The organism is Blautia sp. HCP3S3_H10_2, assembly GCF_052122375.1.
Classification (GTDB): Bacteria; Bacillota; Clostridia; order Lachnospirales; family Lachnospiraceae; genus Blautia_A.
Map to the genome: position 1 here is coordinate 25397 of NZ_JBQKCL010000010.1, position 24479 is coordinate 49875.

Genomic DNA, 24479 nt, shown 5'->3' on the forward strand with positions numbered 1-24479 from the left:
TGCGTCTGATCTATATTTATGCGTCTGATCTGGAATATGAATTTTTCATCTGGTTACTAAGCTCATAGAGCACTTTTCCCAGTGTGTCTGAGGCTTCTTTTTTCAGCATATCGGCAATTACCTGGTTTGCTTCCTGGCGAAGTGCCATTCTCTTAGTTCCGTCTTCCTCTTTCTCCAGAAGTGCATCATACTTGTTGATCAGCTGGTGGCCTTTTGCCATTACGCTCTCCTGATAGCGCTCAATATGGAAAACAGAACTTCTGTAAGAGGCATCTGCCATGGCACCGATCATACGGCTTACCCAGTAGAAATTATCTGTGCTGACTTCTTTGTCCGTGCCAGAAAGATAATCTGGGGTGGTATCGACAGTTGCATAAAATGGTACCAGCACGTTAAATGCATTGGAAGCAAACGCTACCCATTCCAGAATGCCACAGTCACTTTCCATGCCAGGCCGCATCTGGATCACGGACAGGAAATCCGTACGGTTTACACCGATGGAACGGAATGCTCCATTTCTGGATTTGTCACCATAAGAAGCATATGGATCATAAGGTGTTCCCTGATAATGGGAGGACAGCACGTATTTCACATCTTCCACTGTCACCTTCTTTTCCGGAACCATGCACCATGGAAGGTCGTCGGAATACGGGGTGAACTCTGCATTTGCACCGTCCCAGATTTTTGTCTTCGGATTCAGGGTGCGCAGCATGAACCAGGCACGTGGGGTATTATAAACATGATCTGCATCGTCATGACTTCCGAAGGCATCTCTTGGATTCAGCACACCATTCTGGGAAAGATCCAGATGGTTTCTGGTAATAAATTCCTTCATATCAGCTGAGCACATGTATTCCAGATCTGCATATTCCTGCTGTGTGCACTGGTATTTGTCCTGATCTGCAAGGGCTTTTTCCAGATCAAACTGATCAATTCCAAGCTGGTTCGGCATTACCACATAAACATCATCCGGCACTTTTCTGGCAATCCAGTGATGTCCGCCAATGGTCTCCAGCCACCAGATTTCATCCTGATCCTGAAAGGCAATTCCATTCATCTCATAAGTTCCATATTTTTCCAGAAGGCTGCCAAGGCGGACCACTCCCTCACGGGCGCTGTGAATATAAGGAAGGACGATGGATACGATATCCTCTTCTCCGATTCCTCCCGGTATCTCTTCCCTGCCATCTTCTGCCGGCTGGTAAACTACCAGCGGATCTGCACCAAGCACACGGGGATTAGATGTGATCGTCTCTGTAGCAGTCATTCCTACATTTGCCGCATTCACACCACTTGCAGCCCAGATTCCCTCACCCTCTACCGCATTGGGTACAGAAGTGTAACGCATCGGATCATCCGGAAGTTCTATCTCCACATGTGAGATTACAGATTTATATTTGCGCGGCTGCTCATCCGGGTGAACCACCACGAATTTCTTTGGTGTATAGTGTCCGGAGCCTGAATCGTCATTTCTTGCGATCATGGTGGATCCGTCATAAGATGCTTTTTTTCCTACTAAAATTGTTGTACAAGGCATTTTAATTTCCTCCTAAAGTTCTGCTGCAATACATGAATAGCCGACTGAATTTTCAGACACGCTCTAGAGTGTGCCCCCAAAAGGCTTTCTGCAAGATGTGCGTCACAATTTGTGGGAGATTTTGTCCGATTGAGGGAAGCGTAGCGGGCTACGCTGACTGAAAGAGGGCAAAATATACCGCAAAGTGGGGCGTGCAGATTGCAGGAATGATTTTTGGGGCACGCTCTAGCACATGTTGGAAAACGTTTTTCCACAGGAATCGTTTTCCAATATGCTCAGATTTATGTTAGCACAAACTATCCAATTATGGAATACAGGATCTTCTATTTTTCTTCCACACATTTTTCTTCCAGCCGTTTTATTTCTACTTTCCGGTTGATCCAGCCTTTTTTCCAGATCATGAGGAACACCTGGAAATCCAGACTGTCCCTGGCTATTGTAAAGGGTTCTTCCCTTAATACTTCTGCATGTACTCCATCCTGAGCCAGTTTTTCCTGCAATTTTCCGGCTTTTGACAACAGGTGGTTCAACTGCCTGTCTTTTTCTTCGCCGAAAGAACGGTTTGGATATGTAGCTGCCACATTTTTGATTTTTTCCGTAAGAAGATCGATTACCCGGGCATGGCGGTTTCTGTGCAGCGCCCATGCAAAAACCTGAGCAGCCAGAGGATATGGAAACTTTTTATAAATATGCAACAAGCGGGCCAGGGAACGGTCCCCGGCTTCTTCTATCAGTTTTTCCATAACCTGAAATGCTGCGGCGGAAGGCACCCAGGGCTCTTCCTTTGGTACAATATATTTCTGGGGCACCGCCGGATAGCAGCAATAATTCAGCGGTGGAAAATCTGCCAGCTGCACCAGTTCCTGCTCTTCCTGGGTGCAAGCTTCTTTCCCCAGATACTCCAGCTTATCCCTGGCTATGGCAATCCGGTATTCCAGCTGTCTGAGATACTCATATCCCGGCACCCAGAAATGCCCGATTTCCCCATAATTGTAAAGATGGATTTCCAGATCCAGGTCTTCAAAGAACAGGGTGACTACGTTGTCTCCCTGCCAGACCACCAGTATATATTTCTCTTCTTCCTGGCTTAAGGAGGCTTTCAGCGAGCCTTCATAATTCTCCAGATAATTGCCTGTAAGACTTGCATTCTGGAAAATGAGAAAGCTTTCCACTGCATCATTCATCAGATATACAAGACGGATATCTCCGGAAGCTTCTTTTGATGAAAAATCGAGAAGTTCGAACTGTTCTTGCTCCAGAAGCTCCTCCAGCATTTCAAATGTATCCAGCATAAAGCACCTCCTTTTTCATCTGACATCAATAGCCTTTTTTTAAACAGATATGTCCGCGCACGCAGACATTACCATGAATGAAAATCGATTGCTACGCGCCTTTGGTGATCCCGCAATCGCTGGCTGTCATAGTAAATTATTATATGAGTATCTGGAAAAATTGTCAAAATGTAACTGTTCAAGACCGAAATACAATGCATTTTGGAGATTAGAGCGTGCCCCCCAAAAGGCTTTCTGCAAGATGTACGTCACAATTTGTGGGAGATTTTGTCCGATTGAGGAAGGCGTAGCGGGCTACAACCACTGAAAGAAGGCAAAATATACCGCAAAGTGGGACGTGCAGATTGCAGAAATGATTTTGGGGCACGCTCTAGCTCTAAACAGTTACCTCAAAATAATGATATCACTACGCAGCAACTATATAGCAATAAAATAGATAGCATACAATTTACAGCTTACATTTTTCATATATTTTCTATATACTTTATACTATGAATAAAGAATACTCTGAACAGGGAAATGGCTGTTGCAGAGACTGTAGCAACAAGCTCTGGCATAAAGCAGTTGCTGAACTATTTAGGGCACGTAAAAGCTCTAAATCTAACCTGCCGATAACCAATAAATCCGCGCATGCTGGCTGCACGTTTATGGCTATTGTACAGGACATGTCACGTGAATATACAGGATTAGCCATCTGCTGGCTCCTGTTAGAAAGATTGGAGAAAGAATTATGAACCAGATTGATTACGAGAACTTAGGATCCAGAATGAAAGAATTGCGAATCAAAATGAAACTGACCCAGGCTGAAGTTGCCAAGGCCCTGAATGTAACTCCTGGTTACATCAGTAACGTGGAGAACAACCGTACCGCCATGTCCCTGCGTATCCTGATCTATTACGCACGGCTGCTGAACATCTCCCTTGATTCCCTGATCGGCAGAATTGATTCCGAATACCGCGAAACCGCCCTTGACCGCGAGATTTCCGAACAGGTACATAAAATGGAAGTTCCTGAGAAACAGAAGCTTCTGAAGACTATGAAGGTCTGGATGGATGAGGATTGATTTTTGAGATGACGGTGTGAAATTTTTTCTGTAAATTGAGATCTTCTATGATAATTTAGACGGCTTGACGGCACTTTCTGCTGTTAAGCCGTTGTCTATTTAATAGCAAAAATAAGCTGGTATGTCAAGAGCACCCAGCAAAATCTGGATGTATATTTATTCTTGACATTCTATTTTGAACTATATTATCATCCGATCAGGATACATGATTTCCAGTTCACCACGTACTTTACCCCAGTTGCGGATCGGCATTGTCCATTTTTTTGCGATCTCAAAAGTTCCTAGGTATAACGCTTTCATCAGTGCTTGTGAACTCGGAAATACGCTTCTTTGCTTGTTTAATCTACGATAGCAGGAATTCAGTGATTCAATGGCATTCGTGATATAAAAGGCCGTACGCACGTCCTTGGAAAATTTGAAGATTGGAGAGACTGCATCCCAGTTATCATGCCAGCGGTTCATGGCACTTGGATATTGTACAGACCATTTCTTGGTTACAGTCTCTAACTGCTTTCTGGCTGCTTCTTCGTTTGCCGCAGTATAAATTGTTTTCAGATCTTTCGCAAAAGCTTTCATATCTTTGTTAGCGACATATTTAAGGGTATTTCTTACCATATGCACAATGCATCTCTGCTGTTCTGTTTTTGGGAATGCAGCAGAGATTGCATCTTTAATTCCAGTCAATCCATCAGAACAGAGAATGAGGATGTCCTGGACACCTCGATTCTTTAAACTATTCAGCACAGACAGCCAATACTTACTGCTTTCATTTTCCCCGACAACAATGCTCAGGACTTCTTTCTTGCCATCTTCATTAATTCCAAGGACAACATATGCGGCAAGCTTTCTGATCACACCGTCATCACGTACAGAAAAATGTACTGCATCAATGAAAACGATTGGATATACGGGTGATAACGGGCGGTTTTGCCATTCTTCAATTCGTGGGAGAAGTTTATCTGTGATATCAGATATCATACCCTCACTGACTTCAAATCCATAGATATCCTCTATAGTCTCTGAAATCTGCCTGGTAGTCATTCCCTTTGCATACATGGCAATGATCTTGTCATCAATCGAAGAAATGTCTTTCTGGCGCTTAGGAAGTACCTGCGGTTCAAAGGAGCTTTGACGATCCTGCGGAACATCTACTTCAAATTCACCATATTTACTCCGAACAGTCTTAGACTTTTTACCATTACGGTAATTAGGCTCACCGGATCTTTCATAACGCTCATAGCCAAGATGGTTATCCATTTCTGTTTCAAGCATATCTTGAATTGTTCCAGAAAGAAGATCTTTTAATGCATCCTGAATATCCTCCGCAGATTGGATATCATACTCCTGAAGTAATCCTTGAATAAGATTTCGCTTTCCTTCCGTCATTGGTTTTGGTTTGTAAACTTCTTTCTTTCTGTTTGCCATAATAAAAGGCCTCCTATGATTTTAATATTTTATCATAGAAGACCTTTGTTGTGTTGAATTTACAGAGTTTTTTTCACAGGCTCTCGGCAATCACTAATCAATTTTGTTTAGAGATTATTTGTTGCCTTGTTCACTTTTCCTTCAATTATTTGATTTATCCATATTATCCTGCCTATATGGGCTGATGTTATCATTTTGTTATCGGTATTGATAACACTCGCTCCGTAACTGTGGATAATAGCTATATACTCTGACTTAAATTATAAGCAGCTTTTATCCAAATCAGGCTACTCAATAATCCTCTTTTCTAATTCCATGTCCATTCCTAACGATTGTGCAAAAGATTTTGCTTCGTTAAGTAGCCTTCTATGTACCAATTTATTGCCTCCTTCAATATTTTCACACTTAAACCATCTTTTTTCTCGTTTAAAGACACCTTCAACCTGATTCTTGGTCGCTGATTCGCCAAAAATATCCGTCATAAGGCAAAGAACATCTATCGTTGTAAACCATTCACCTTTTCCCTCATTAGTGATGATATAAAGAATAAGCATCATCTTTTCTTTAAAGTCTTTAAACGATTTTACTTCTGGATACTGATCTAAGTGCAAATCGTCACAATTGATTGTAGAATATGGAGATTCTACCTTTTGACGCTGTTTCCGAGGTTTAGATGACATTTTCTTTTCTTTAGTTTCTGTTGGATGCATATTTTTAATAAATTCTTCGCCCTTTAATGTTAAAACATACATTCTGGGAGTTAGACCTTTCGCAGATATGTCTTCCATAATTAACCCTTTTTTGACCAACTCGCTTAATGACATACTTAGATTATTTGGCAAAGGCCTTTTGGCTTCGGAATACAGGTCTTTAAGAGTAGCAGAGGAAAATGATGAAATACCACTTCGCTTCTCATTAAAATAAACAGCACAGATAATAAAATCATAGTGTGCATCTGCTCCTTTTGACTTTGCAAAAGAAGCAAGGCTTATTCTTGAAAAATCTGTCGTTGAATTTACCTCAGCTTGCTCTGGCAAAGCATCTGTATTAGTCGTTGTCAAAATAGCCCGCGGCTGTGGAGCTTGAGCTTCTATATATTCATTTTGTGTCGCACTACGTGTGCGTACTATTGCGTCAATTGCGGCTGGCAAAAGAGTATTATTAAAAATACTTCTTTCCCTTTCAACTAAATCTGCAGATCCTTCTGCTTCGAATTTGATTTCACCAATTTCAAATTTTACACGAATTTCTGATTTTTCTCCCATTATGTTGTTAACCCCGCCTTACTATATAACTCCTCGAGCATAACCCGATAGTTTAGTCTGATATCATCTATGTCTTTCTTTCCCGCAGTATATGTAATATTGTGTGCGGAAAAATTGCCGACCATACGAAATGTATCGAATTCGTTTTTTATTCGTGAAAGTTTTAATGTTTGATTATTTTTAGCGTTCTTAACTATGCCATCAAGCATAAGATATCCATTCCCAGTGGAATCTTTAATCTGAGCATCTATCCCGAAATTTTGATATGACAAAACAAGCAAAACTTCAAACAATCTTCGCATCAAAACTGCTGTAGCGTCATAGCAATTATTTGCGTAGGAATGATTTATCTGACGAATTAACTGATCTAAATATCCTCGCTTCCCTACAAATTTCTGTTCATCAATTATTTCACTACTTGATTCTATAGTAATATCATCTTGCCATAACCTTGCGTAATCCCTTTCTATGCTTTGCAAAATTGCGGGAACAAATTCTATTGTAGTAGTTTTTTCTTTAGAAATAGAAAATGCTTTCTCTTTTCCCTTAATTAATTTGTTTTTTAATCTTGAACTGTTGGGGACATTGAATCCACACTGTACAAACAAATCAGAAATTAATGACATAGAAAACAGTGTTTCCGAATTCTCTTTATAATAAAAATAACAAAGAAGTTTTGCTTTTTCACATTCATTTTTTTCACTTAATTCCGTTTTTTCGATAAAATCGAGTATCTTCATTTCCCAAAAGTCCTTTACATCACTTTCTCAATTCCAAAAGCTTATTCGTATTCAAATGAATCATATGGTCAGGCATATCCGTAATCTCTGTATCTGCGGATAATAGCAATATGTTTCGATTCAAATTATAGGCAACTTTGCTTAGGAAATCAACTATTGGTTTCTACATCTTCAATAAGATTTTTCTTTAATATCTCAATTGTATCTTGGTTCTTTCTTAAAAGTTCTAATTGCCTGTACGCTTTTTCTCTTAATATTTTTAATCTTTCAATTTTAGGCACTTCTTGTCTTATCAAATCTGCATTCGTATCTTCCAGATTGATAAGAACAACCAATTCTTCCGCTGAAGCAAAATCTCTGATATTTGGAATCTTCCCCTTTATTCCTTTTTCGCTTCTCCATTGTGATGCTGTTTTTCCAAACAAAGCCATATTTAAAATGTCCGCTTCAGAAGCATATGTATATGCCATTTCCTGAGGGGATAATGTTGGTGTAATCAAAAATTCCTTCACCGCATCCGTATGAATACGATAGTTTATTTTTGAAAGTTCTCTCTTTACATCCCATCCAATCGCTAAACGTTCTGCTTCATTTTTCTTTAATCGCTGATAATCCTTGATAATATACAGCTTAAATTCTGGTGAAATCCAAGAAGCAAATTCAAAAGCAATGTCCGTATGAGCATAAGTACCACCATATCGACCTGATTTTGATATGATACCGATTGCATTCGTTGCTTTTATCCACTGCTGCGGTGTCAGTGTAAATGCATTATCTCCTGACTCTGCTTTAAACCTATCGAATTCGATAGGTTTAAAATTGGGATTATGGATTTGTTCCCACAAGCCCAGAAACGAAATTGTAGAATGATTACGCATCCAGTTTGCCACCACGATAAAAGCATTGTCCGGATTTTTATATTTTGCAATATCTGTGAGCGAAATATAAGCATCTTCATTAACAACATCGCCCATTACTCTGATCTCTGTTCCATTGGCATCTATTTTCATGTTTTTCATATAGCTCCCCTTTATTGGTATCATCTTTAAAAATGCCAATATATCATGTTTCTATTATCTCTTACTTCTTTTTATTCCCTAACTCACTTAATTCTATCAATGTTTTCATTGAATTGGGATTTCTTAACAGCTCGGGAAGAACTGCTTTCATTATTGCCGTATTGGAATCCTCCATAGGCACAGGTGGCGTTGCAGCCTTAACAACCGCTTGTATTGTTTCTGTATCCTTATTATGAATTTCCTTTTTTAATTGGGATATATCGTCCTGAATTTCATATAAAATTGGAATCAATCGGGATATATCCCCATTCATCTCCTTAGTATTTAAACCTTCTTCATTATTTTGTTCTGATTGCATATCAAATGATAATGCTCCTATTGTCTTAATTAACCTAGATTTAATCTCTTCAACCGAATCCAAGTCACTAAGATCATAATCAAATGCTCTGATTCCAGCTATATCAAAGGGAATCCTTTCATTTTTACATTTCAAATGGATAATTGGTTTTCCAGTTGAAGCTCTGTAACCCATCTCATAAAAAGCGTTCGGATTATGTCCTGTAATATCCGCAATTACAAGTTCTGATTGTAATAAGTAATCTATAATAGTTTGGGTTATTGAATCTGGTTGATTTAACTTGTCCACTCTTATAGGTTCAAATCCAGTTTCCTCACATACAGGTGCGATAATATATTTGAACATTTGATTCGCCCGTTTTCTTATTTCACTCCCTTCATCACCTATTGGTGATACTACAAAACATTTTTTCATATCCTCACTCCTTAATTTTATAGAATATACACCTCTGTCCACTTTTTTTATTGATCCATTTCTCATTAAAGTATTCAAAGAGCCTGCAAATTGCCCCTCTGTATAATCACAAACTCCTTGTTCTTGAAGATAATGCTTAATGTCCTGCACGCTATGTTCTTGTTTATCTGATAAAAAATCTAATACAACTTCTTGTATTGTCGAACTCATTGTCATATCTTTGCCCCCTCCTAATTTGCTTTAATAATACCTCTGCAATATCTTAGAGTCAAGCATTTTCTTGTATTCTTGTTCAAATTCTTGTCATTCTTGTATATTGTTAAAAATCTATACTATTAAAAAAAGTAAATCATAACCACCGGCTAAGCTGGTGGTTTGTTCTCCGCCCTATAAGGGCTCGTTTCCGGCGCTAGAGTCTAAAGACTCATCGAAAAGGCTCGCCAGCCGCAACATCAGTTACTTGCAAAGTCCCTTGGACTTACTTTTTTCTTGTTGCTTTTGTTTACTGGCTCACCCGCAAACGGGTCAATGTACTCTTTTAAAGACATCTGATCATATTCCAAATCTTTCTGTAATTGATTTCGAATATATTCTTCAATCTTCTTTGCATTTTACCCACTGTATCTACATAGAATCCTCTACACCAAAATGGCGATTTCCATACTTATATCCTAGATTTGCATGTCTTTCAAATATCATAAGTATACTTTTTCCTTTTAAATATCCTACAAAATCCGATACACTCATTTTCGGTGGAATTTCAACCAGCATATGAACATGATCTGGACAAATTTCTGCTTCGATAATATGAACTTCTTTACGTTTGCACAGCATGCTTAAAATATTTGCTATATCCTGCTTCAATTCTTCGAATATAATTTTTCTTCTATATTTTGGTGCAAATACTATATGATACTTACAATTCCACGTTGTATGTGATAAACTATGATTGTTCATTTTGAACTGCCTCCTTCGGTTAATAAAAACGGTTGGCGAACCTGTTCTTATTGTACCATTGGAGGTTTTTCACGCAACGCTAAAGCAATTTCACCCCCCCCCCCGCACAGCAGGTGGTTTATTTGTTTCTCAGAGTACTTATTTTTGCTAAATGCACGCTAATGGTGGGGGCTGATTAACATAGTATCAAAGGGCAATCTATTTTATCCTGTTTTTGGGCAAAGTTTCCATTCTCTTGATGTACAAATCTTCATCAAAAATCATGAAACTTTCCTTCCTGAAACCAATACCCTTTGACTTCTCCTTTCCTCAGATTTTGTTTTTCTCTGATTTCAGGTTTCCTCATAAAATTCAAATTTTATGTCGCTTTTAGCACCTCTAAAAGCCCTTAAAATAAGGCTTTTCTCTACTTTCAGAATCTTCAAAAACTGCTGCCAATCGGCTACAAACAGACTTTTGATAAGAAAAAAGACCCTGACAGTCTGGAAACTCCAGACCATCAAGGTCATTCTTTATTCTAACTTATTTTTCATGTTTTCACAGGATGATACTTTTGCCCTGAAACTGAATAAAAGCCTTTGCCCTGTGATATGTGGTGTTAATCAGCAAACAGCATTAGCGTCTTTTTTGTAAAACCCGTTATCCTGTTCCTTCTCAACAGACGGATGCTTTGTTGGTATATTTTCGTATTCAATTTTTCCTACCTACTATGTCTGATTCAGCTCTTTTCCCCTCAGCTTCTCGCCTCGTTTTCCTCTCCTTTTGATCCCCCTTTTAGCCCCTTTAAGATCTGCCGGAAGTCCGTTGAAACCCGCATATTTGCTGGGATTTCGGGGTGTCCCGGGGTGATTCCGGGTAGCTCTGGAATAGCTCCGAGATCTCCTTGTCTGGCTATATGCAGCAACCTTGTCAATCTGAGATAACCGGGGTTCAGGCAACAAAAAAAGAGCCCTGAATCTACTATGTAAATTCAGGACTCCAATGTTTCTCAGAGTACTTATTTTTACTAATTACACGCTAATGGTGGGTGCTGATTAACATGTGGATTATTCAAACTCTACTCCATTCTCTGTTACATGGTGTAAAATTGATTGCATGCGGACGTCAGATTTACTACTATTTTTAATTTTGTTCTGCTCTACATCTCGTTTCAAAATTTTTTAGAACCAATGCAGAACCACGATGCTGTTGTAGAACCAGAGGATCCCAGCTCTTATAACTTTAGAAGTAATTTATCTAATGTATCATTCCACCCATTAAGCCTTGATACGCACTTTTGTAATTTATCCGTATATATCTGCTTCTCAACACCTATAATATCTAACAAAATCTTGCGATACAATAAGCTCAACTTCAATATGTAGAGAATAGATTCATTACCATTGAAATACAAATTTTTTCGATTTCTTTTTATGTGCATTATTCGGACACGACTATCTATCATTACAGATAAAAATTTATCTTTATTTGTTTTTATCTCTTTTTCAAAAATATCTATACCGTATTCTTCAATCAACGCCTCTAAGCATTTCCGTAAATTTGTTCCCCGTTCTCCCGGATTCAAATCAGAAAACAACTCCGTATAAACCTTTAATACTTCTACTAACGGTTCAGTCAATTCAGTTAAAAAAGCACATTTAACATCCACTGGCATTTTGGTATCTCCCATAGCATACAAATATATTTGATGTGCTATATCCAGTTCTCCAAGTAACTGTTTCCATTTTTCATACACTTCTGCATTAAGCACTTCATCAAATTCAAGTAATTTATCAGACTTGTAGCTTACCATATCAGCAGATTTAAAATACGTCAATCTTTGATTCATTAAATTGATACTGCTGCTTTTCAATGTATTTTCCTCTGTATCTGATGAATCTGTAAAGTCTAAGCTTTCCAAATTTATAAACTGACCATCAAATATCATTAGCAATCTTTCGATTTTTGAAAGTTCCCCATACAACTCGAATATAGAAATATCCTCCAAGGCCTTAATTACAATCTTTCGATAGCCAAATTGTTCTATTGTAATAGAAAATCTATTGTCACTCGTTTTAAATTCAATTACATGTGGACCACCCAAGATTATACTATCATTTCTATATGTACCTGTTACATTTTTACACTTTGCTAATTTTTCCATATATTATCCTCATATCATTCAAAAAGGGGCTGTTTAACAGCCCCATGGGAATTGAAGGAGTCGAACCTTCCAGAGTTCTCATGTCTTGTTAATCTTCGTTTTTCACACTGCTCCTGCATATGCTTGCTAAATTCCCGAAATCTCTGTTGCCCACCATAATGCTTTTTATAGTTGTAATCATTGCCATAATTGCACCTCCAGATAATGTAAATTTCAGTTGAACGTTACCATTAATCTTTTGAGAATATATGACAGAGCAACATGCTAAAGCTCCAATTAACAATCCTAACCATGACAATTTTACTATATCTTATCCTTAAGCCGGCTGAACAACCGTTATCGCTCTTCTAACCTGCTCTATTGACAATTTTGTAGTTCTTGAGATTTTATCAAGATCATGCTCGCCGTCTGACCATAATGTCAGTGCTATATCCATCCTTGCTTTAACATCAGCGTCATCACGCTCTCTGTCTACAATTTTCTGCATTGTTTCACACATTTCAGTCACTCCTTTCGGCTCTTCCTTAAAATATCGAACTCTCTCTGCGATCTTAGGATTGTGCATTTTACGATAATCTTTACAGTTGAAATCATGCATCAGCCATCCAACTTCATCATTTCCTCTGTAAGAACCATTCACATAAACAATATGTGCCTTATCCTCAAACAGTTCTCCTGTTTCTTGTATCGTTCTCTCTATTGTATATACCGGAAGTCCTCCCTTCAAAACATCATTAGATGTAATAAATATAATGTATGTCTCCGGCATTTCTTTATATTTTTCTCCTGATGTGGTAAGTCTTGAATCAAATAATGCACTGTTAAGTCTGGCTCGTTCTGGAACTGCTCCACTATCATCCTGCTGTACTTCAATATCATATTGTTTTCCAGTTGCATCATTGGCATAAATATCCAGTCTCACAGACCGTCCAAATAGATTTCCTATTGTCAGCTGTGTAACCGATTTTGTCACAGACAAATCATTTCTCTTTAATATTATTCTCAAAAGTTCTTCTGTACACTCTAAATCGCCTGAAAAAACCTGCGTCATAAACGTATCATCCATCAATGTAAACTTGTTAATAGCATCCATACGTTCCGTATTCTTTTCTTCCAGATTTAATACCTGCATTTTTCTCACCTTCTTTTCTTTATTATAGCTATTATTTTTGCTTTCTACAACTAATTTTTCATACGTCCTTTCTCATCATTTTTATCCATGTTATTTGCAATTTCCTTTTTAAGTGCTTCACTGTACTCCTGAATTTCCTGCTGTTCCTTCCAGTATCTGTTGTCTGTCCTTGGCACCTGCTCAAACAGATAAGCTGCTCCATTAAGAATATCTACCATTGTAATGATAAACGCAAGATAATCTGCTTTCATCTCTTTATAACTATCCTCAGTCATAGAAAAATCGCCGAACAGCATCTGTTCAGCGATCTCCTTCATCACAATCTGCATTTCTCTTAATTCTTCAATAAGATACTGTATCCGTTGTCTTTTCCCCACCACAACAATATTGGAATAGATACAGCTTCTTGCTATAAAATCCTTCTTGTACAGCCCACTGGCTCTTACCCTTTCCTCAATCTATTAAACTTTTTCTGCAATAGATCATAACTATTAGCTAATAGTTTATAGCATCCATTTGAAATAGAATTGCTATCAAAGACAAACCAGGCATCATGCTCATTATTTAAGAGCAAATATACCAATTGTTCATCAACATAAGTTGTCGATGGAAAAAAATAAATAGAATTTTTCTTTTGTCTTTCGCACAAACTCAACATTACAAAAGTTTTTCCACTAAACCTTCTTCCTTTCACAATTACACAATTATTATCTTTCAGTCGATTTTCTATTTCCTCAACACAGTTTCGTAAAACGTGCATACCACCTTTGTAAAATCGATTGTTGAGTTCATCAAAAATAGGATTGCCCGATAATAAATTAATAGTATCCTCTTTTGAATCTTTGGCTACTACTTGTGGATTTTTAAACTTATAATTTACCAAATTATCTTCTGCAACTACTCTACGTACTTCTTTAATCAGCTCTTGATAAAAATATGAATAATCTTCTACTAATATAATTGTATTGATTCCATAATCGGCAGTTAATCTGATTTCTTCATGAAACGTAGGTGGCTCACTTCTCAATAATACTTTCAATGTATGTGTTGAATGATCAGACATAGAATAAACATACTTTAAATCTGGTTCATTTGCCAAGCTACATCCGATGAACACCATATTACTGGTGGAAAAATCCGCTTTTAAATTATGTAGAAAATCTTGATTTTCTCTGGCGTTAATCGATTTCATATACTGTTTATGACTAAACACAATATTTTCTTCTGTTTGATAAGTTACTTCAGAAAATGCATCACCATGTAACTTATACAATAATTTAATAGATGTGTTTGGCGCATTAAGATTTTTATATGGTAAAACAGGCTTAAAAAATGAAGTATTTTCAATCCCATCATCTATATTTAATGTATAAGCATATGGCCAATTAAACTGTAATAATTCTTTTTGCTGCGTTCCCAATTGTACTTCTGTAAAATAATTTTTAAAAAAATCTGTTCTTATATCTTTAGGTACCAAATCAATAAATAATTCTGATGTTTCATTAAAATCCATATCTTTTACATCATCTTCATTCATTTTAGTACAGTGATCCACTAACATTTTTTTCATCATACTAGTAGCAACGCTTCCATCAGGAACAGAACCTTTATATGCACTACTTTTCATTGTAAAACCCGCTCCAAAGACTGGAATTATATTCCTCTCAGAGATAAACCTAGCCAATATATTTATTCCATCTACTTGCGACAGTATTTCCATATCAATTCTCCATTCATATTTAAATTAACAGTATAGTGTAAAAATCTTTTTCATTATTTTAACATATCTGCACTCTTCTTACCACTCAAAAAGCCACCTAAAACCTAAACGAAATCTGAAACAGTAATCACAAACTCATAATTGCAATATTCCCAATATCTCTCAAATTCTTTTGCAATTTTCTTCTCTCCCTGAATTTATCTATTAGAGGGTAGAACAGCAAGGACAGGAAGTGTATATACACTTCCGCAAAACCAGCAATTTAGGGAACCCTGCCCTAAATTGAAAACCATAAAATCTGATATATGCAAAGCTCAGAGAAAGGAGAAACTGTACATGTCAAATAGAAAAAGAAATATCCAAATCTTATTTTGTGTAACCCCGGAAGAAAAGAAACTGATTCGTAGGAAAATGATCCAATCTAAGACAAAAAACATGGGAGCTTATCTGCGTAAGATGGCAATCGACGGATACATCGTCAACACTGATACCACCCCTCTAAAAAAACAATATGAGGAAATGCACAAGATTGGCGTTAATATCAATCAGATTGCAAAGAAAGTAAATACCACCGGAGACCTGTATCCGGAAGAAATGAAAGAACTGAAAGAGATGGTAAAAGAAATATGGCGTATATTAAGATCTTCCCCATTAAAGTAACCGACAAAAAAGCTCTGGACTATATCACAAATCCAGATAAGACAGATGAAAAAATACTGGTTTCCAGTTTTGGTTGCTCACCGGAAACTGCAGATCTGGAATTTGCTCTCACAAGAGAAAATTCCCAAAAAAATGGAATGGATAAAGGCGATAATCTTGCATTTCACTTAATTCAGTCATTTAAGCCTGGAGAAATCGACGCAGAAACCGCACATCGTCTGGGACGGCAATTTGCGGATGAAGTGCTAAAAGGGAAATATGAATATGTAATCAGTACTCATGTTGATAAAGACCACATCCACAACCATATCATCTTCAATGCTGCCAGCTTCGTCACCAATCATAAGTATGTTTCCAACAAACGCAGCTATCATAAAATCTGCCGGATCAGCAACCGCATCTGTCAGGAAAACGGGCTTGCCACCAGTATGCCAACCGGTGAAAAAGGAAAAAGCTATAAGGAAAATATGGAATATCATCGTGGAACCAGCTGGAAAGCCAAACTGCGTGTTTCGATTGATAAGGCGATCTGGTCTTCTATCAACTATGATGAATTTTTACAGAAAATGCAGTTGGCTGGATATGAAATCCGGCAGGGAAAGAATTTATCTTTCCGGGCACCAGAGCAGAAAAATTTCACTTATATGAAATCACTGGGGAGTTACTACACAGAAGAAAATGTCCGGCTCCGATTAGAGAAAAATCGCTATAAGGCAAAAGCTCCGAAGCATCTTTCCAGAGAAGCTCGCCTGTATATCAATATTTCCACCTATGTCACCACAGGCAATCGAGAAGGATTTGAACGTTGGGCAAAACTGAATAATCTGAAAGAAGCTGCCAAGACATTTAATTACCTCTCTGAAAATAATCTGCTGAACTATGAAGACTTCCAACAGCATATTTCTGATGTTGAAAATTCAATTAAAGCAACTGAACATCGAATTGAAGAAATCGGAAATGAAATAAACACACAGAAAGTCATCCAAAAGCATTGCGATTCTTACCGACTCTGTCGTAAAGTTATCGAAGCTGGAAAATCAGCACCAAACCAGAAAGCCTATCGAAGCAGACACCAGGCAGAATACCAGCTCCATGATTCATTAAAAAAAGAGCTTCAGGATCTCGGTGTTACCAAAATCCCAAGCTCTGAGAAAATTCAGAAGAAAATCAAAAATCTGGAAACTGAACATGCCGCCACTATTAAAGAAAAACAGGAATTGCAGAAGAAGCAAAAAACACTGAATATAATTCAACAGATTTTTACTTCATTACTTGATTTTTCACACTTAGCTTCTCACGAACATACTCATACGTTGTAGGTAAGATATGTGACATCTTACCTACAACATTTCCAGTTATCTTGTACTTATTTCTCCTTTGAATTCGCCATCGCAGCAATATCCCCCACACCGTTCAAAACCATAGTTGGACGATACGCATAAGTTTTAAGTGTATCCTTCGTTGAACATCCTGAGAGAACCAGTACGGTAGACATACCACTTTCCATACCTGAAATCACATCTGTATCCATGCGATCCCCAACCATTACTGCTTCTGCTGAGTGACATCCGAGCATGTTTAAACCGGTTCGCATCATCAGTGGATTAGGTTTTCCGCAGAAATACGCCTGTGTACCTGTTGCCATTTCGATTGGTGCAACTAACGCCCGACAAGCTGGTGCAATGCCGTTCTCAATCGGTCCAGAAACATCTGAGTTTGCTCCGATCAGTTTTGCACCTTTCAGAACCAAATTCGTTGCTTTCGTTAATGTATCTAAAGAATAGGATCGTCCCTCTCCCACAACAACATAATCCGGATTCACATCATTCATTGTGATACCTACATCATAAAGTGCATTTAACAGACCGGCTTCTCCTATCACAAATGCCGAACAGCCTGCCGCCTGTTCTTTTAAAAATGCAGCTGTTGCCAATGCACTGGTATAAAAATGTTCTTCTGGCACATCAAGTCCCATCCTTGCCAATTTCTGATTTAATTCCCGTGGTGTATACCCGCTATTGTTTGTCAAAAATAAGTATTCCTTCTTTTCATCATGTAACCACTGAATAAATTCTGGAACACCTGGCAATATCTGATTGCCATGATAAATCACACCATCCATATCACAGATGAAACCTTTTTTCTCGTTAAAATCAATTATGGAATTTCCCATATTCATATATGCCCTGCCTTTCTTTTTCTTTAGAGTACGCCTTGTTCTTTTCCTTCTGAAAAATCTATTTTCCACGACCATTTTAATATCGTATCATACACACATAAAATCAAATACAGAACAGCGTGAAATTGAAGTAAATTTTCCTATCTGCAGAACATTTATGACAGCATATCTTTCACATATGTGTTCCGGTAGTCACTCGGCGATATTTTGTATCTTTCCTTAAATACCCTGTTAAATGTTCTCTGGCTTTCAAATCCACTATCCAGGCAAATATTTGTAATAGAATCACTCGTATTTTCCAAACGATGACATGCATAGTTCAGCCTTGCATCATTCAGATACTGATTGAAATTTCTATGAAAGGTTTTGGAGAAAAGTCTGGATAAGACATATTTGCTCACGCCAAGATCTTTTGCCATTTCTTCCAGCGAAACCTTCTTTTTGAAATTTGCTGATATATAGGAAACCGTCTGGTAAATAAGGTCATTGCTCCCCACTTGACTCTTTTCTACCAGATTCAGTTTTCCTATGCAGCGTGCCAACACAATTTGAAGATAAGCCTGTGCAACAGTAATATCCGACTGCTCTGTCTCTAAAATCGCATTGATAACCCTATATACCTCTGGCTCAATCTTTTCCGCTTTGATGACTGGGTATTCAGGAGCCATGGACTGCATGATATCCGCAAATTTACCAATCGTAAATGGCGATGCGATCAGATAAGTCGCTTTATTTACACCGGGTGTCAGTACCTGATAGTGATGAATAACATCCGGAAATACAAAGCCTATATCTCCTTTTTCCATATGGTAAAGTTCCTGTCCGACACCAAGCTCTAATGTTCCATTTGTTACACAAACAATCTCCAGTGCATTATGAAGATGTGGTTCAATATGTTTTGACTTTTTATTTACCGCTATAATCTCCTCTTTTGTGTCAACATATTTTAACTGCATGAAATACTCCCCTTTGCAACATTTGTCTATATCTTCTTTCGATTTGGCAAGCAATCCTTTTTCATCTATCCTATAATCAACTTGTAAACAAGGAAAGGAGGAATCGCAAATGAGCAATCTTAAAAAATATCTGAACGACCTTTTAGTATTCTACGCTGAATATTTTGAGCATCCATACCATGTATAAATACTAAAAGGACTATTTTGTGAAAACTGAATATTTTTTCTTAAGACCATTTCACAAAAATGAAGTGGTCCTTTTTTATAAACTTTCAATAAATCTTTTGAATGCAGCTTTCCCTTCTTCTGTTCTCTTATAAACTCCTGCATCCTCCAGGACTTTCGTAAATACAATTCCAATTTCTTTCTGTACGATAGAATGAATGTTGCTGTCTGTAATCTCGTATTTTGGCATCCATTCCTCTGCCCAGTCAGCATGGGCCGCCATCGTTTCATTCTGTCTTAAGTCTTCATGATTCAGAATTGCCAGCTCCAGTTCTGCCATCTCTTTTTTCAATCTGGCTGGTAATACAGCCAGTCCCATAACTTCAATCAATCCAATGTTTTCTTTCTTGATATGGTGATATTCTGCGTGTGGATGGAAAAGTCCAAGCGGGCAATCCTCTGTTGTGATATTATTACGCAAAACCAGATCCAGTTCATACAGATCTCCATACATCCTTGCAATCGGCGTAATCGTATTATGCGGAATCCCATCTGTCTCACTAAAAATAGAAACTTCCGAATCTGAATAGCTACGCCATTTTGTAAGGATATGATCTGCAGCCTCTACAATGCTCTCCGTTGTTCTCCCCTGCAGACGGATCACTGACATCGGCCACTTTACAATTCCTGCATGTACATCTGGATATCCCTCTAATTCAAATTCCAGTTCGTAAGGTGCTTTTGCCATAGCAAAGACATACCCGCCGCCCTGGAAATGATCATGGCTTAAAATAGAGCCTCCTACGATTGGCAAGTCTGCATTGGAACCTGCCGTATAATGTGGAAACTGCTTAACAAAATCAAGTAGCTTATCAAAAGTCATACGGTTAATCGCCATCGGAATATGCTTCTCATTAAAAATAATGCAATGTTCATTGTAATATACATATGGCGAATACTGTAAATAATACTGCTCTCCACACAGAGTGATTGGTATGATCCTATGGTTCTGTCTTGCCGGATGAGAGAAATGACCTGCATACCCTTCATTTTCCCTGCAGAGCAGACATGCCGGATATCCAGATTTCTTCGCTGCTCCTGCTTTTGCAATATCCCGTGGATCTTTTTCCGGTTTTGACAAGTTAATCGTGATATCCATCTGACCAAATTCTGTATCTGTTGTCCACTTTTCATCCTTTACAATCCGATCTGTGCGGATATAGTTTGTTGCCTGACTGAAATGATAATAAAAGTCGGTTGCAGTCTTTGGAGATACCTGATATTTTTCTTCAAAAGCTTTTCTTACCACAGACGGAGCCGGTGTCAGAATCCCCATGATTTTTGTATCGAAAAGATCCTTCATCGTCACTGTATCATCCTCTAAGATTCCCTCTGACAGTGCAAATGCAAGCATATCCTCTAAAATAAAGTGTAAATCTCTCGGCTCTACAGATGCTTTCGTCTCCTGATAATCCTGTTTTTGAAACAGTTCCAATAAACCATTTGTCACATACACTTTATCCGCATCATCTATCAGTCCGTTTTGCAGTCCATAAGCCACCAGTTCTGAAATCAGCTGATCAATCATTTTATCTTTCTCTCCTCCTACTATGCTTCATAACCATTTGGATGATTTTTGTGCCAGTTCCATGCTGTTGTGATAATCGTCTCCAGATCATCAAATTGAGGTTTCCATCCAAGAATTTCTTTTGCTTTCTCACTGGATGCGATCAGAGTTGACGGATCTCCTGCTCGTCTAGGTTCTTCCTTTGCCGGAATCGGATGTCCAGTTACTTTTCTGGCTGTCTCTACCACTTCTTTTACCGTAAATCCGACACCATTACCAAGATTGAAAATATTACTTTCATTCCCTTTTCTTAAATATTCCATGGCAAGGATATGAGCCTGTGCAAGGTCGTTCACATGGATGTAATCTCTTACGCATGTGCCATCTTTTGTCTCATAGTCATTTCCAAAGATGGAAATATACTCTCTTTTTCCATTCGGTACCTGTAAGATCAGTGGAATCAGATGCGTTTCCGGATTATGGGCTTCTCCGATTTTTCCATTTGGATGTGCTCCACAAGCATTAAAATAACGTAAGGATACAAAACGTAAATCATGGGCATTGGCTGTCCATTTAAACATCTTTTCCATAGAAAGTTTCGTTTCTCCATAACAATTTGTTGGAACTGTACGGTCTGTTTCAAGAATTGGAATACGTTCTGGTTCTCCATATGTGGCTGCTGTTGATGAAAATACAATCTTGTTAATGCCATGTGCCACCATGCTTTCCAGCAATACTTCTGTTCCACACAGATTGTTATTGTAATATTTGAGTGGATTTACCATGCTCTCTCCAACCTGTGAATTGGCTGCAAAGTGAATGACTCCATCTATATCCTCTTTTTCAAATACAGAATCTATAAATGCCCTGTCCCGGATATCTCCCTGATAAAATTTTGCATCCGGGTGAACAGCCTTACGAAAGCCTGTTTCGAGATTGTCAACAACTACTACATTTTCTCCTGCCGCAATCAGCTCATACACGGTATGAGAGCCAATATAACCAGCCCCGCCTAATACTAAAATGCTACTCATAGATCATTTCTCCTTTTCTTTATTTTCGTGATTATAATACCTTTATGCCACCATACTTACGGATCTTTAATACTTCACAGGAGCCTTCCCCAAAGACCTTATCCATCTCTTTTCGATAGTTTGGAACCAAATAATTCGGAACAAATGCCTGTATGGTTCCTGCAAATCCTCCACCATGAACTCTGCAAACACCTTTTTCTCCGAACACAACATCACTCAGTGCCAACGCAATAGACACGTTCTGATGCTGCACATCATGGCATGTATATACATTCTGTAAATATTTAAAAGAAGAATTGCCTGATTCCTTTACCGTGGCAAGAAATTCTGGAAAATTATCCTGTTTTAATGCGTTCACTTCTTTTTGCACACGTTCATTTTCACACACAAAGTGGATCGCCCTAAGTGCGGCACGATCACCTGCCTGTTCACGTATCAATGTGATATTGTTCATGATCTCCCTTTTGGATACCTCACGAAGAGCTTTTTTCCCAAAGCATTCCGCTACCAGCTTCATTTCCTTTGGTATCGCTGCATAATCCGGTGTCAGATCTGCATGCGAACCTTTTGTATCTGTAATACACAGACTACATCCATAAGCGTTCAGGTCAAACTTCACCTGTTCCACGATTGGATTTTCTGGATCTTCAAAATCAATATGGACGAGGCTTCCAACCGAACAAGCCATCTGATCCATTAAACCGCATGGTTTACCAAAGTATTCATTTTCCGCATATTGTCCAATCTTAGCAATTTCAATCGGATCAACCTTGCCATCATTATACATATAAGAAAGTATCGTTCCTATCAGTGTTTCAAAAGCAGCTGAAGAAGACAGTCCCGCACCTATCAGCACATCGCTGGTCACATATGCCTGGAATCCTCCTATGCTATGGCCATTCATTCTCATCTTAGCAAGTACACCACGGATCAAAGCGTTCGTGGTACCCTCTTCTTCCACTTTTTTCTCCAGATCATTCAGGGAAATTGTAATCCGTTCCCTATAACCATCTGACATCACTTTTACAAGCGGCTCATCAAGTTTACTTGCGACTGCGATTGCATCCTTGTTAATAGACGCTGCCAGCACTTCCCCATGCTGATGATCCGTATGATTTCCTCCTATCTCACTTCTTCCAGGTGCACTGAACAATTCAATCTCATCACCATTAAAGTATGTCCGATATTTGTTGATTGCTTTCTCATACCGTTCCTTCTCATACGGTATCTTACTCTTATCAACATAGATATCTGTCAATTTTTCATCAATGCTCTTCCCGTTAAGCATTCCAATTGCTTCTTCTATATTCAAAATACTGTCCCCCCCGCTCTTTTGCCTGTTTCATTGTTTCATAATATGTAAAAAGCATTGCCTAATTGAAGATTCAATCAGACAATGCTTTTTCCTTCAAATCTTACTCCATGTCTGATGCATCTGTTACTTCATCTGCAGTAATCCCTTTTTCTGCTTTCAGTTTCTTATTTGCACCTTCTACATTCATTCTTGAAAGTACAAACATAATCAATACATCAAAGATTAATGGAAGCCACAGATACATAAACTGCATCATATCAAGTGCTGATTGTGGCTGAGTTGCATTTGTTCCTACATAGCCGCTGAACTCGAGCATCCATCCAACAACAGCTGTTCCAATACCTCCACCGATCTTTACACCAAGAGATGTACAAGAGTACATGGTTCCGTCGATTCTCTTTCCCTGTGTAAGATAAGTGTATTCAGAGCAGGATGCGATAACTGCATTCATATCTCCCTGCCATGGTCCCTGTCCTAATGCTGCAAGAGCTGTAAATGCCATCATAAGCGGAACGCTACCCATATATCCGGCAACAACAACAAGTGCTCTACCGATGACTGCTAAGATATAACCTCTTAAATTCAGCTTATACATGCCTTTCCACTTGCCAACTAAGGTTGGTGTAAAGATCAAGGCAATGATCAGTGGAATATTAACTGCCCACGCAAACTGTCCGAACAGATTCTTATTCTTCAGTACCCATGTCATATAATAAATACCTGCTCCGATCATAGCACTGTATAACTGCTGTAAAATGTAAGTTCCACAGATCATCATATAATATTTATTTTTGATAAGAAGCTTAAATGCCTGTACCATTCCGTACTTCTCATCTTCATTTTTTACTTCTCCTTCGTTAAGTTCCTCTTCCGGAAGCTCCTTAACAGAAAGAGCAGAAATCGTATTTACAATAAGACCAATGATTGCATAAATAATTGCTACAGTTCTCCATGCAGCTGCATCTCCACCACACTTATCTACAAATCCAACTGTAATTGCCTGAATCAGAAGGCTTGTTGAAAATGCAAAGATGAAACGGTAAGATCCCATCTGCACACGTTCTTTACTATTCTTAGTAATGAGTGATGTAAGTGCTGAGTATGCAATATTGTTTGCGGTATAAAACACACCATTTAACAGTGTATAAGAGATAAAGAACCATGCATATTTAGCGGTTGTTCCCCAGCTGACTGGTACTGCAAAACAGCAGACTAATGTAATGGCACATCCAATATAGCCATACAACATCCAAGGCTTTGCTTTTCCCATTTTGCTGTGTGTTTTGTCGATCATTGATCCAAAGAATATATCTGTAAAACCATCAAATAATTTTGATACGGCAATCAGGGTACCTACGACACCAGCAGCAAGTCCTACTGAGTCTGTCAGATAGACCATCATAAAAGATGTCAGGAACGCATAAACTACATTACCTGCGATATCACCTGAACCATATCCTATTTTGTTATACCATTTTAAATACTTTTTTTCTTCCATAGAATTCTTTTTGCTCCTCATATTCATCGCACTTAGAATC

Annotated in this window: 21 protein-coding genes and 4 pseudogenes; 5 read left to right on the plus strand and 20 right to left on the minus strand. The window is 38.3% G+C overall.

Annotation, left to right across the window (positions count from 1 at the left end; all coding sequences use genetic code 11):
* Window positions 1–16: 16 nt before the first annotated feature.
* Window positions 17–1537, minus strand: a complete 1521-nt coding sequence (locus ACTQWB_RS11980; protein WP_441501884.1) for a C69 family dipeptidase — start codon at window positions 1535–1537, stop codon at window positions 17–19.
* Window positions 1516–1692: pseudogene (locus tag ACTQWB_RS11985) on the minus strand (DUF6783 domain-containing protein); the annotation flags it as partial. The pseudogene ACTQWB_RS11985 and the gene ACTQWB_RS11980, both read right to left, overlap by 22 nt.
* Here ACTQWB_RS11985 and ACTQWB_RS11990 point away from each other — a divergent pair.
* Window positions 1633–1827 (plus strand): annotated as a pseudogene (locus tag ACTQWB_RS11990) (DUF6783 domain-containing protein). The pseudogenes ACTQWB_RS11985 and ACTQWB_RS11990 overlap by 60 nt on opposite strands.
* 33 nt (window positions 1828–1860) lie before the next feature.
* Here the strand turns inward: ACTQWB_RS11990 and ACTQWB_RS11995 are convergent.
* Window positions 1861–2829, minus strand: a complete 969-nt coding sequence (locus ACTQWB_RS11995; protein WP_441501885.1) for a DUF3878 family protein — start codon at window positions 2827–2829, stop codon at window positions 1861–1863.
* A gap of 241 nt (window positions 2830–3070) precedes the next feature.
* Here ACTQWB_RS11995 and ACTQWB_RS12000 point away from each other — a divergent pair, with 241 nt between their 5' ends.
* Window positions 3071–3136 carry a hypothetical protein gene (locus tag ACTQWB_RS12000; RefSeq protein WP_441501963.1) on the plus strand — a complete coding sequence of 22 codons (66 nt, stop codon included), beginning with the start codon at window positions 3071–3073 and terminating at the stop codon, window positions 3134–3136.
* Here the strand turns inward: ACTQWB_RS12000 and ACTQWB_RS12005 are convergent.
* A pseudogene (locus ACTQWB_RS12005) lies at window positions 3116–3196 on the minus strand (DUF6783 domain-containing protein); the annotation flags it as partial. The gene ACTQWB_RS12000 and the pseudogene ACTQWB_RS12005 overlap by 21 nt on opposite strands.
* Before the next feature lie 363 nt (window positions 3197–3559).
* Here ACTQWB_RS12005 and ACTQWB_RS12010 point away from each other — a divergent pair.
* Entirely contained in the window at window positions 3560–3892 is a 333-nt protein-coding gene (locus tag ACTQWB_RS12010; RefSeq protein ID WP_441501886.1) for a helix-turn-helix domain-containing protein, read from the plus strand.
* A 180-nt stretch (window positions 3893–4072) separates the two neighbouring features.
* Here the strand turns inward: ACTQWB_RS12010 and ACTQWB_RS12015 are convergent, their stop codons facing one another.
* From ACTQWB_RS12015 to ACTQWB_RS12060, 10 genes and pseudogenes are all read right to left on the minus strand, one after another.
* Window positions 4073–5317, minus strand: coding sequence for an IS256 family transposase (locus ACTQWB_RS12015; RefSeq protein WP_441501887.1), 1245 nt, complete (start codon window positions 5315–5317; stop codon window positions 4073–4075).
* Between the two features lie 287 nt (window positions 5318–5604).
* Window positions 5605–6582 carry a hypothetical protein gene (locus tag ACTQWB_RS12020; RefSeq protein ID WP_441501888.1) on the minus strand — a complete coding sequence of 326 codons (978 nt, stop codon included), beginning with the start codon at window positions 6580–6582 and terminating at the stop codon, window positions 5605–5607.
* Window positions 6582–7322, minus strand: coding sequence for a hypothetical protein (locus ACTQWB_RS12025; protein WP_441501889.1), 741 nt, complete (start codon window positions 7320–7322; stop codon window positions 6582–6584). Before ACTQWB_RS12025 ends, ACTQWB_RS12020 begins: the two co-directional genes overlap by 1 nt.
* A 149-nt stretch (window positions 7323–7471) precedes the next feature.
* Window positions 7472–8341: a KilA-N domain-containing protein gene (locus ACTQWB_RS12030; protein ID WP_441501890.1), complete on the minus strand. Its 870-nt coding sequence runs from the start codon at window positions 8339–8341 to the stop codon at window positions 7472–7474.
* A gap of 61 nt (window positions 8342–8402) precedes the next feature.
* The gene (locus tag ACTQWB_RS12035; RefSeq protein WP_441501891.1) at window positions 8403–9329 is read right to left on the minus strand and encodes a nucleoside 2-deoxyribosyltransferase; all 927 of its coding nucleotides are present in this window, start codon (window positions 9327–9329) and stop codon (window positions 8403–8405) included.
* 236 nt (window positions 9330–9565) lie between these two features.
* Window positions 9566–10070: pseudogene (tnpA, locus tag ACTQWB_RS12040) on the minus strand (IS200/IS605 family transposase).
* A gap of 1213 nt (window positions 10071–11283) precedes the next feature.
* Window positions 11284–12213 (minus strand): HEPN domain-containing protein, encoded by a 930-nt coding sequence (locus ACTQWB_RS12045; RefSeq protein WP_441501892.1) that lies wholly within the window; start codon window positions 12211–12213, stop codon window positions 11284–11286.
* 316 nt (window positions 12214–12529) lie between these two features.
* The gene (locus ACTQWB_RS12050) at window positions 12530–13345 is read right to left on the minus strand and encodes a PD-(D/E)XK nuclease family transposase (RefSeq protein WP_441501893.1); all 816 of its coding nucleotides are present in this window, start codon (window positions 13343–13345) and stop codon (window positions 12530–12532) included.
* Window positions 13346–13395: 50 nt separating this feature from the next.
* Window positions 13396–13674 (minus strand): hypothetical protein, encoded by a 279-nt coding sequence (locus ACTQWB_RS12055; protein ID WP_441501894.1) that lies wholly within the window; start codon window positions 13672–13674, stop codon window positions 13396–13398.
* A 113-nt stretch (window positions 13675–13787) separates the two neighbouring features.
* Complete coding sequence (locus ACTQWB_RS12060) at window positions 13788–15065, minus strand: SIR2 family protein (RefSeq protein ID WP_441501895.1); 1278 nt, start codon at window positions 15063–15065, stop codon at window positions 13788–13790.
* A gap of 336 nt (window positions 15066–15401) precedes the next feature.
* Between ACTQWB_RS12060 and ACTQWB_RS12065 the strand changes: the two genes are divergently transcribed.
* Window positions 15402–15725, plus strand: coding sequence for a MobC family plasmid mobilization relaxosome protein (locus tag ACTQWB_RS12065; protein ID WP_177296849.1), 324 nt, complete (start codon window positions 15402–15404; stop codon window positions 15723–15725).
* A complete protein-coding gene (locus ACTQWB_RS12070) occupies window positions 15692–17044 on the plus strand; it encodes a relaxase/mobilization nuclease domain-containing protein (protein WP_441501896.1) in 1353 nt (450 codons plus the stop codon). The genes ACTQWB_RS12065 and ACTQWB_RS12070 overlap by 34 nt, the downstream gene beginning before the upstream one ends.
* 47 nt (window positions 17045–17091) lie before the next feature.
* Here ACTQWB_RS12070 and ACTQWB_RS12075 read toward each other — a convergent pair whose 3' ends face one another.
* The 6 genes from ACTQWB_RS12075 to ACTQWB_RS12100 all read right to left on the minus strand — a co-directional run bounded on the left by ACTQWB_RS12075 (window position 17092) and on the right by ACTQWB_RS12100 (window position 24439).
* Entirely contained in the window at window positions 17092–17904 is an 813-nt protein-coding gene (locus tag ACTQWB_RS12075) for an HAD-IIA family hydrolase (RefSeq protein ID WP_441501897.1), read from the minus strand.
* Between the two features lie 155 nt (window positions 17905–18059).
* A complete protein-coding gene (locus ACTQWB_RS12080) occupies window positions 18060–18860 on the minus strand; it encodes an AraC family transcriptional regulator (protein WP_441501898.1) in 801 nt (266 codons plus the stop codon).
* A 262-nt stretch (window positions 18861–19122) separates the two neighbouring features.
* Entirely contained in the window at window positions 19123–20613 is a 1491-nt protein-coding gene (galT, locus tag ACTQWB_RS12085; RefSeq protein ID WP_441501899.1) for a UDP-glucose--hexose-1-phosphate uridylyltransferase, read from the minus strand.
* Between the two features lie 20 nt (window positions 20614–20633).
* Complete coding sequence (gene galE / locus ACTQWB_RS12090) at window positions 20634–21626, minus strand: UDP-glucose 4-epimerase GalE (protein WP_441501900.1); 993 nt, start codon at window positions 21624–21626, stop codon at window positions 20634–20636.
* A gap of 31 nt (window positions 21627–21657) precedes the next feature.
* On the minus strand, window positions 21658–22914 hold the full coding sequence (locus ACTQWB_RS12095; protein ID WP_441501964.1) for a galactokinase: 1257 nt from the start codon (window positions 22912–22914) through the stop codon (window positions 21658–21660).
* Window positions 22915–23041: 127 nt separating this feature from the next.
* On the minus strand, window positions 23042–24439 hold the full coding sequence (locus ACTQWB_RS12100; RefSeq protein WP_441501901.1) for an MFS transporter: 1398 nt from the start codon (window positions 24437–24439) through the stop codon (window positions 23042–23044).
* Between the last annotated feature and the right edge of the window lie 40 nt (window positions 24440–24479).

Bases quoted from the DNA above. Each gene is read 5' to 3' on its own strand.
- ACTQWB_RS11980 (WP_441501884.1), bottom strand. From the start codon at position 1,537: ATGCCTTGTACAACAATTTTAGTAGGAAAAAAAGCATCTTATGACGGA.
- ACTQWB_RS11995 (WP_441501885.1), bottom strand. From the start codon at position 2,829: ATGCTGGATACATTTGAAATGCTGGAGGAGCTTCTGGAGCAAGAACAG.
- ACTQWB_RS12010 (WP_441501886.1), top strand. From the start codon at position 3,560: ATGAACCAGATTGATTACGAGAACTTAGGATCCAGAATGAAAGAATTG.
- ACTQWB_RS12015 (WP_441501887.1), bottom strand. From the start codon at position 5,317: ATGGCAAACAGAAAGAAAGAAGTTTACAAACCAAAACCAATGACGGAA.
- ACTQWB_RS12020 (WP_441501888.1), bottom strand. From the start codon at position 6,582: ATGGGAGAAAAATCAGAAATTCGTGTAAAATTTGAAATTGGTGAAATC.
- ACTQWB_RS12025 (WP_441501889.1), bottom strand. From the start codon at position 7,322: ATGAAGATACTCGATTTTATCGAAAAAACGGAATTAAGTGAAAAAAAT.
- ACTQWB_RS12030 (WP_441501890.1), bottom strand. From the start codon at position 8,341: ATGAAAAACATGAAAATAGATGCCAATGGAACAGAGATCAGAGTAATG.
- ACTQWB_RS12035 (WP_441501891.1), bottom strand. From the start codon at position 9,329: ATGACAATGAGTTCGACAATACAAGAAGTTGTATTAGATTTTTTATCA.
- ACTQWB_RS12045 (WP_441501892.1), bottom strand. From the start codon at position 12,213: ATGGAAAAATTAGCAAAGTGTAAAAATGTAACAGGTACATATAGAAAT.
- ACTQWB_RS12050 (WP_441501893.1), bottom strand. From the start codon at position 13,345: ATGCAGGTATTAAATCTGGAAGAAAAGAATACGGAACGTATGGATGCT.
- ACTQWB_RS12055 (WP_441501894.1), bottom strand. From the start codon at position 13,674: ATGCAGATTGTGATGAAGGAGATCGCTGAACAGATGCTGTTCGGCGAT.
- ACTQWB_RS12060 (WP_441501895.1), bottom strand. From the start codon at position 15,065: ATGGAAATACTGTCGCAAGTAGATGGAATAAATATATTGGCTAGGTTT.
- ACTQWB_RS12065 (WP_177296849.1), top strand. From the start codon at position 15,402: ATGTCAAATAGAAAAAGAAATATCCAAATCTTATTTTGTGTAACCCCG.
- ACTQWB_RS12070 (WP_441501896.1), top strand. From the start codon at position 15,692: ATGGCGTATATTAAGATCTTCCCCATTAAAGTAACCGACAAAAAAGCT.
- ACTQWB_RS12075 (WP_441501897.1), bottom strand. From the start codon at position 17,904: ATGAATATGGGAAATTCCATAATTGATTTTAACGAGAAAAAAGGTTTC.
- ACTQWB_RS12080 (WP_441501898.1), bottom strand. From the start codon at position 18,860: ATGCAGTTAAAATATGTTGACACAAAAGAGGAGATTATAGCGGTAAAT.
- galT (WP_441501899.1), bottom strand. From the start codon at position 20,613: ATGATTGATCAGCTGATTTCAGAACTGGTGGCTTATGGACTGCAAAAC.
- galE (WP_441501900.1), bottom strand. From the start codon at position 21,626: ATGAGTAGCATTTTAGTATTAGGCGGGGCTGGTTATATTGGCTCTCAT.
- ACTQWB_RS12095 (WP_441501964.1), bottom strand. From the start codon at position 22,914: ATGCTTAACGGGAAGAGCATTGATGAAAAATTGACAGATATCTATGTT.
- ACTQWB_RS12100 (WP_441501901.1), bottom strand. From the start codon at position 24,439: ATGGAAGAAAAAAAGTATTTAAAATGGTATAACAAAATAGGATATGGT.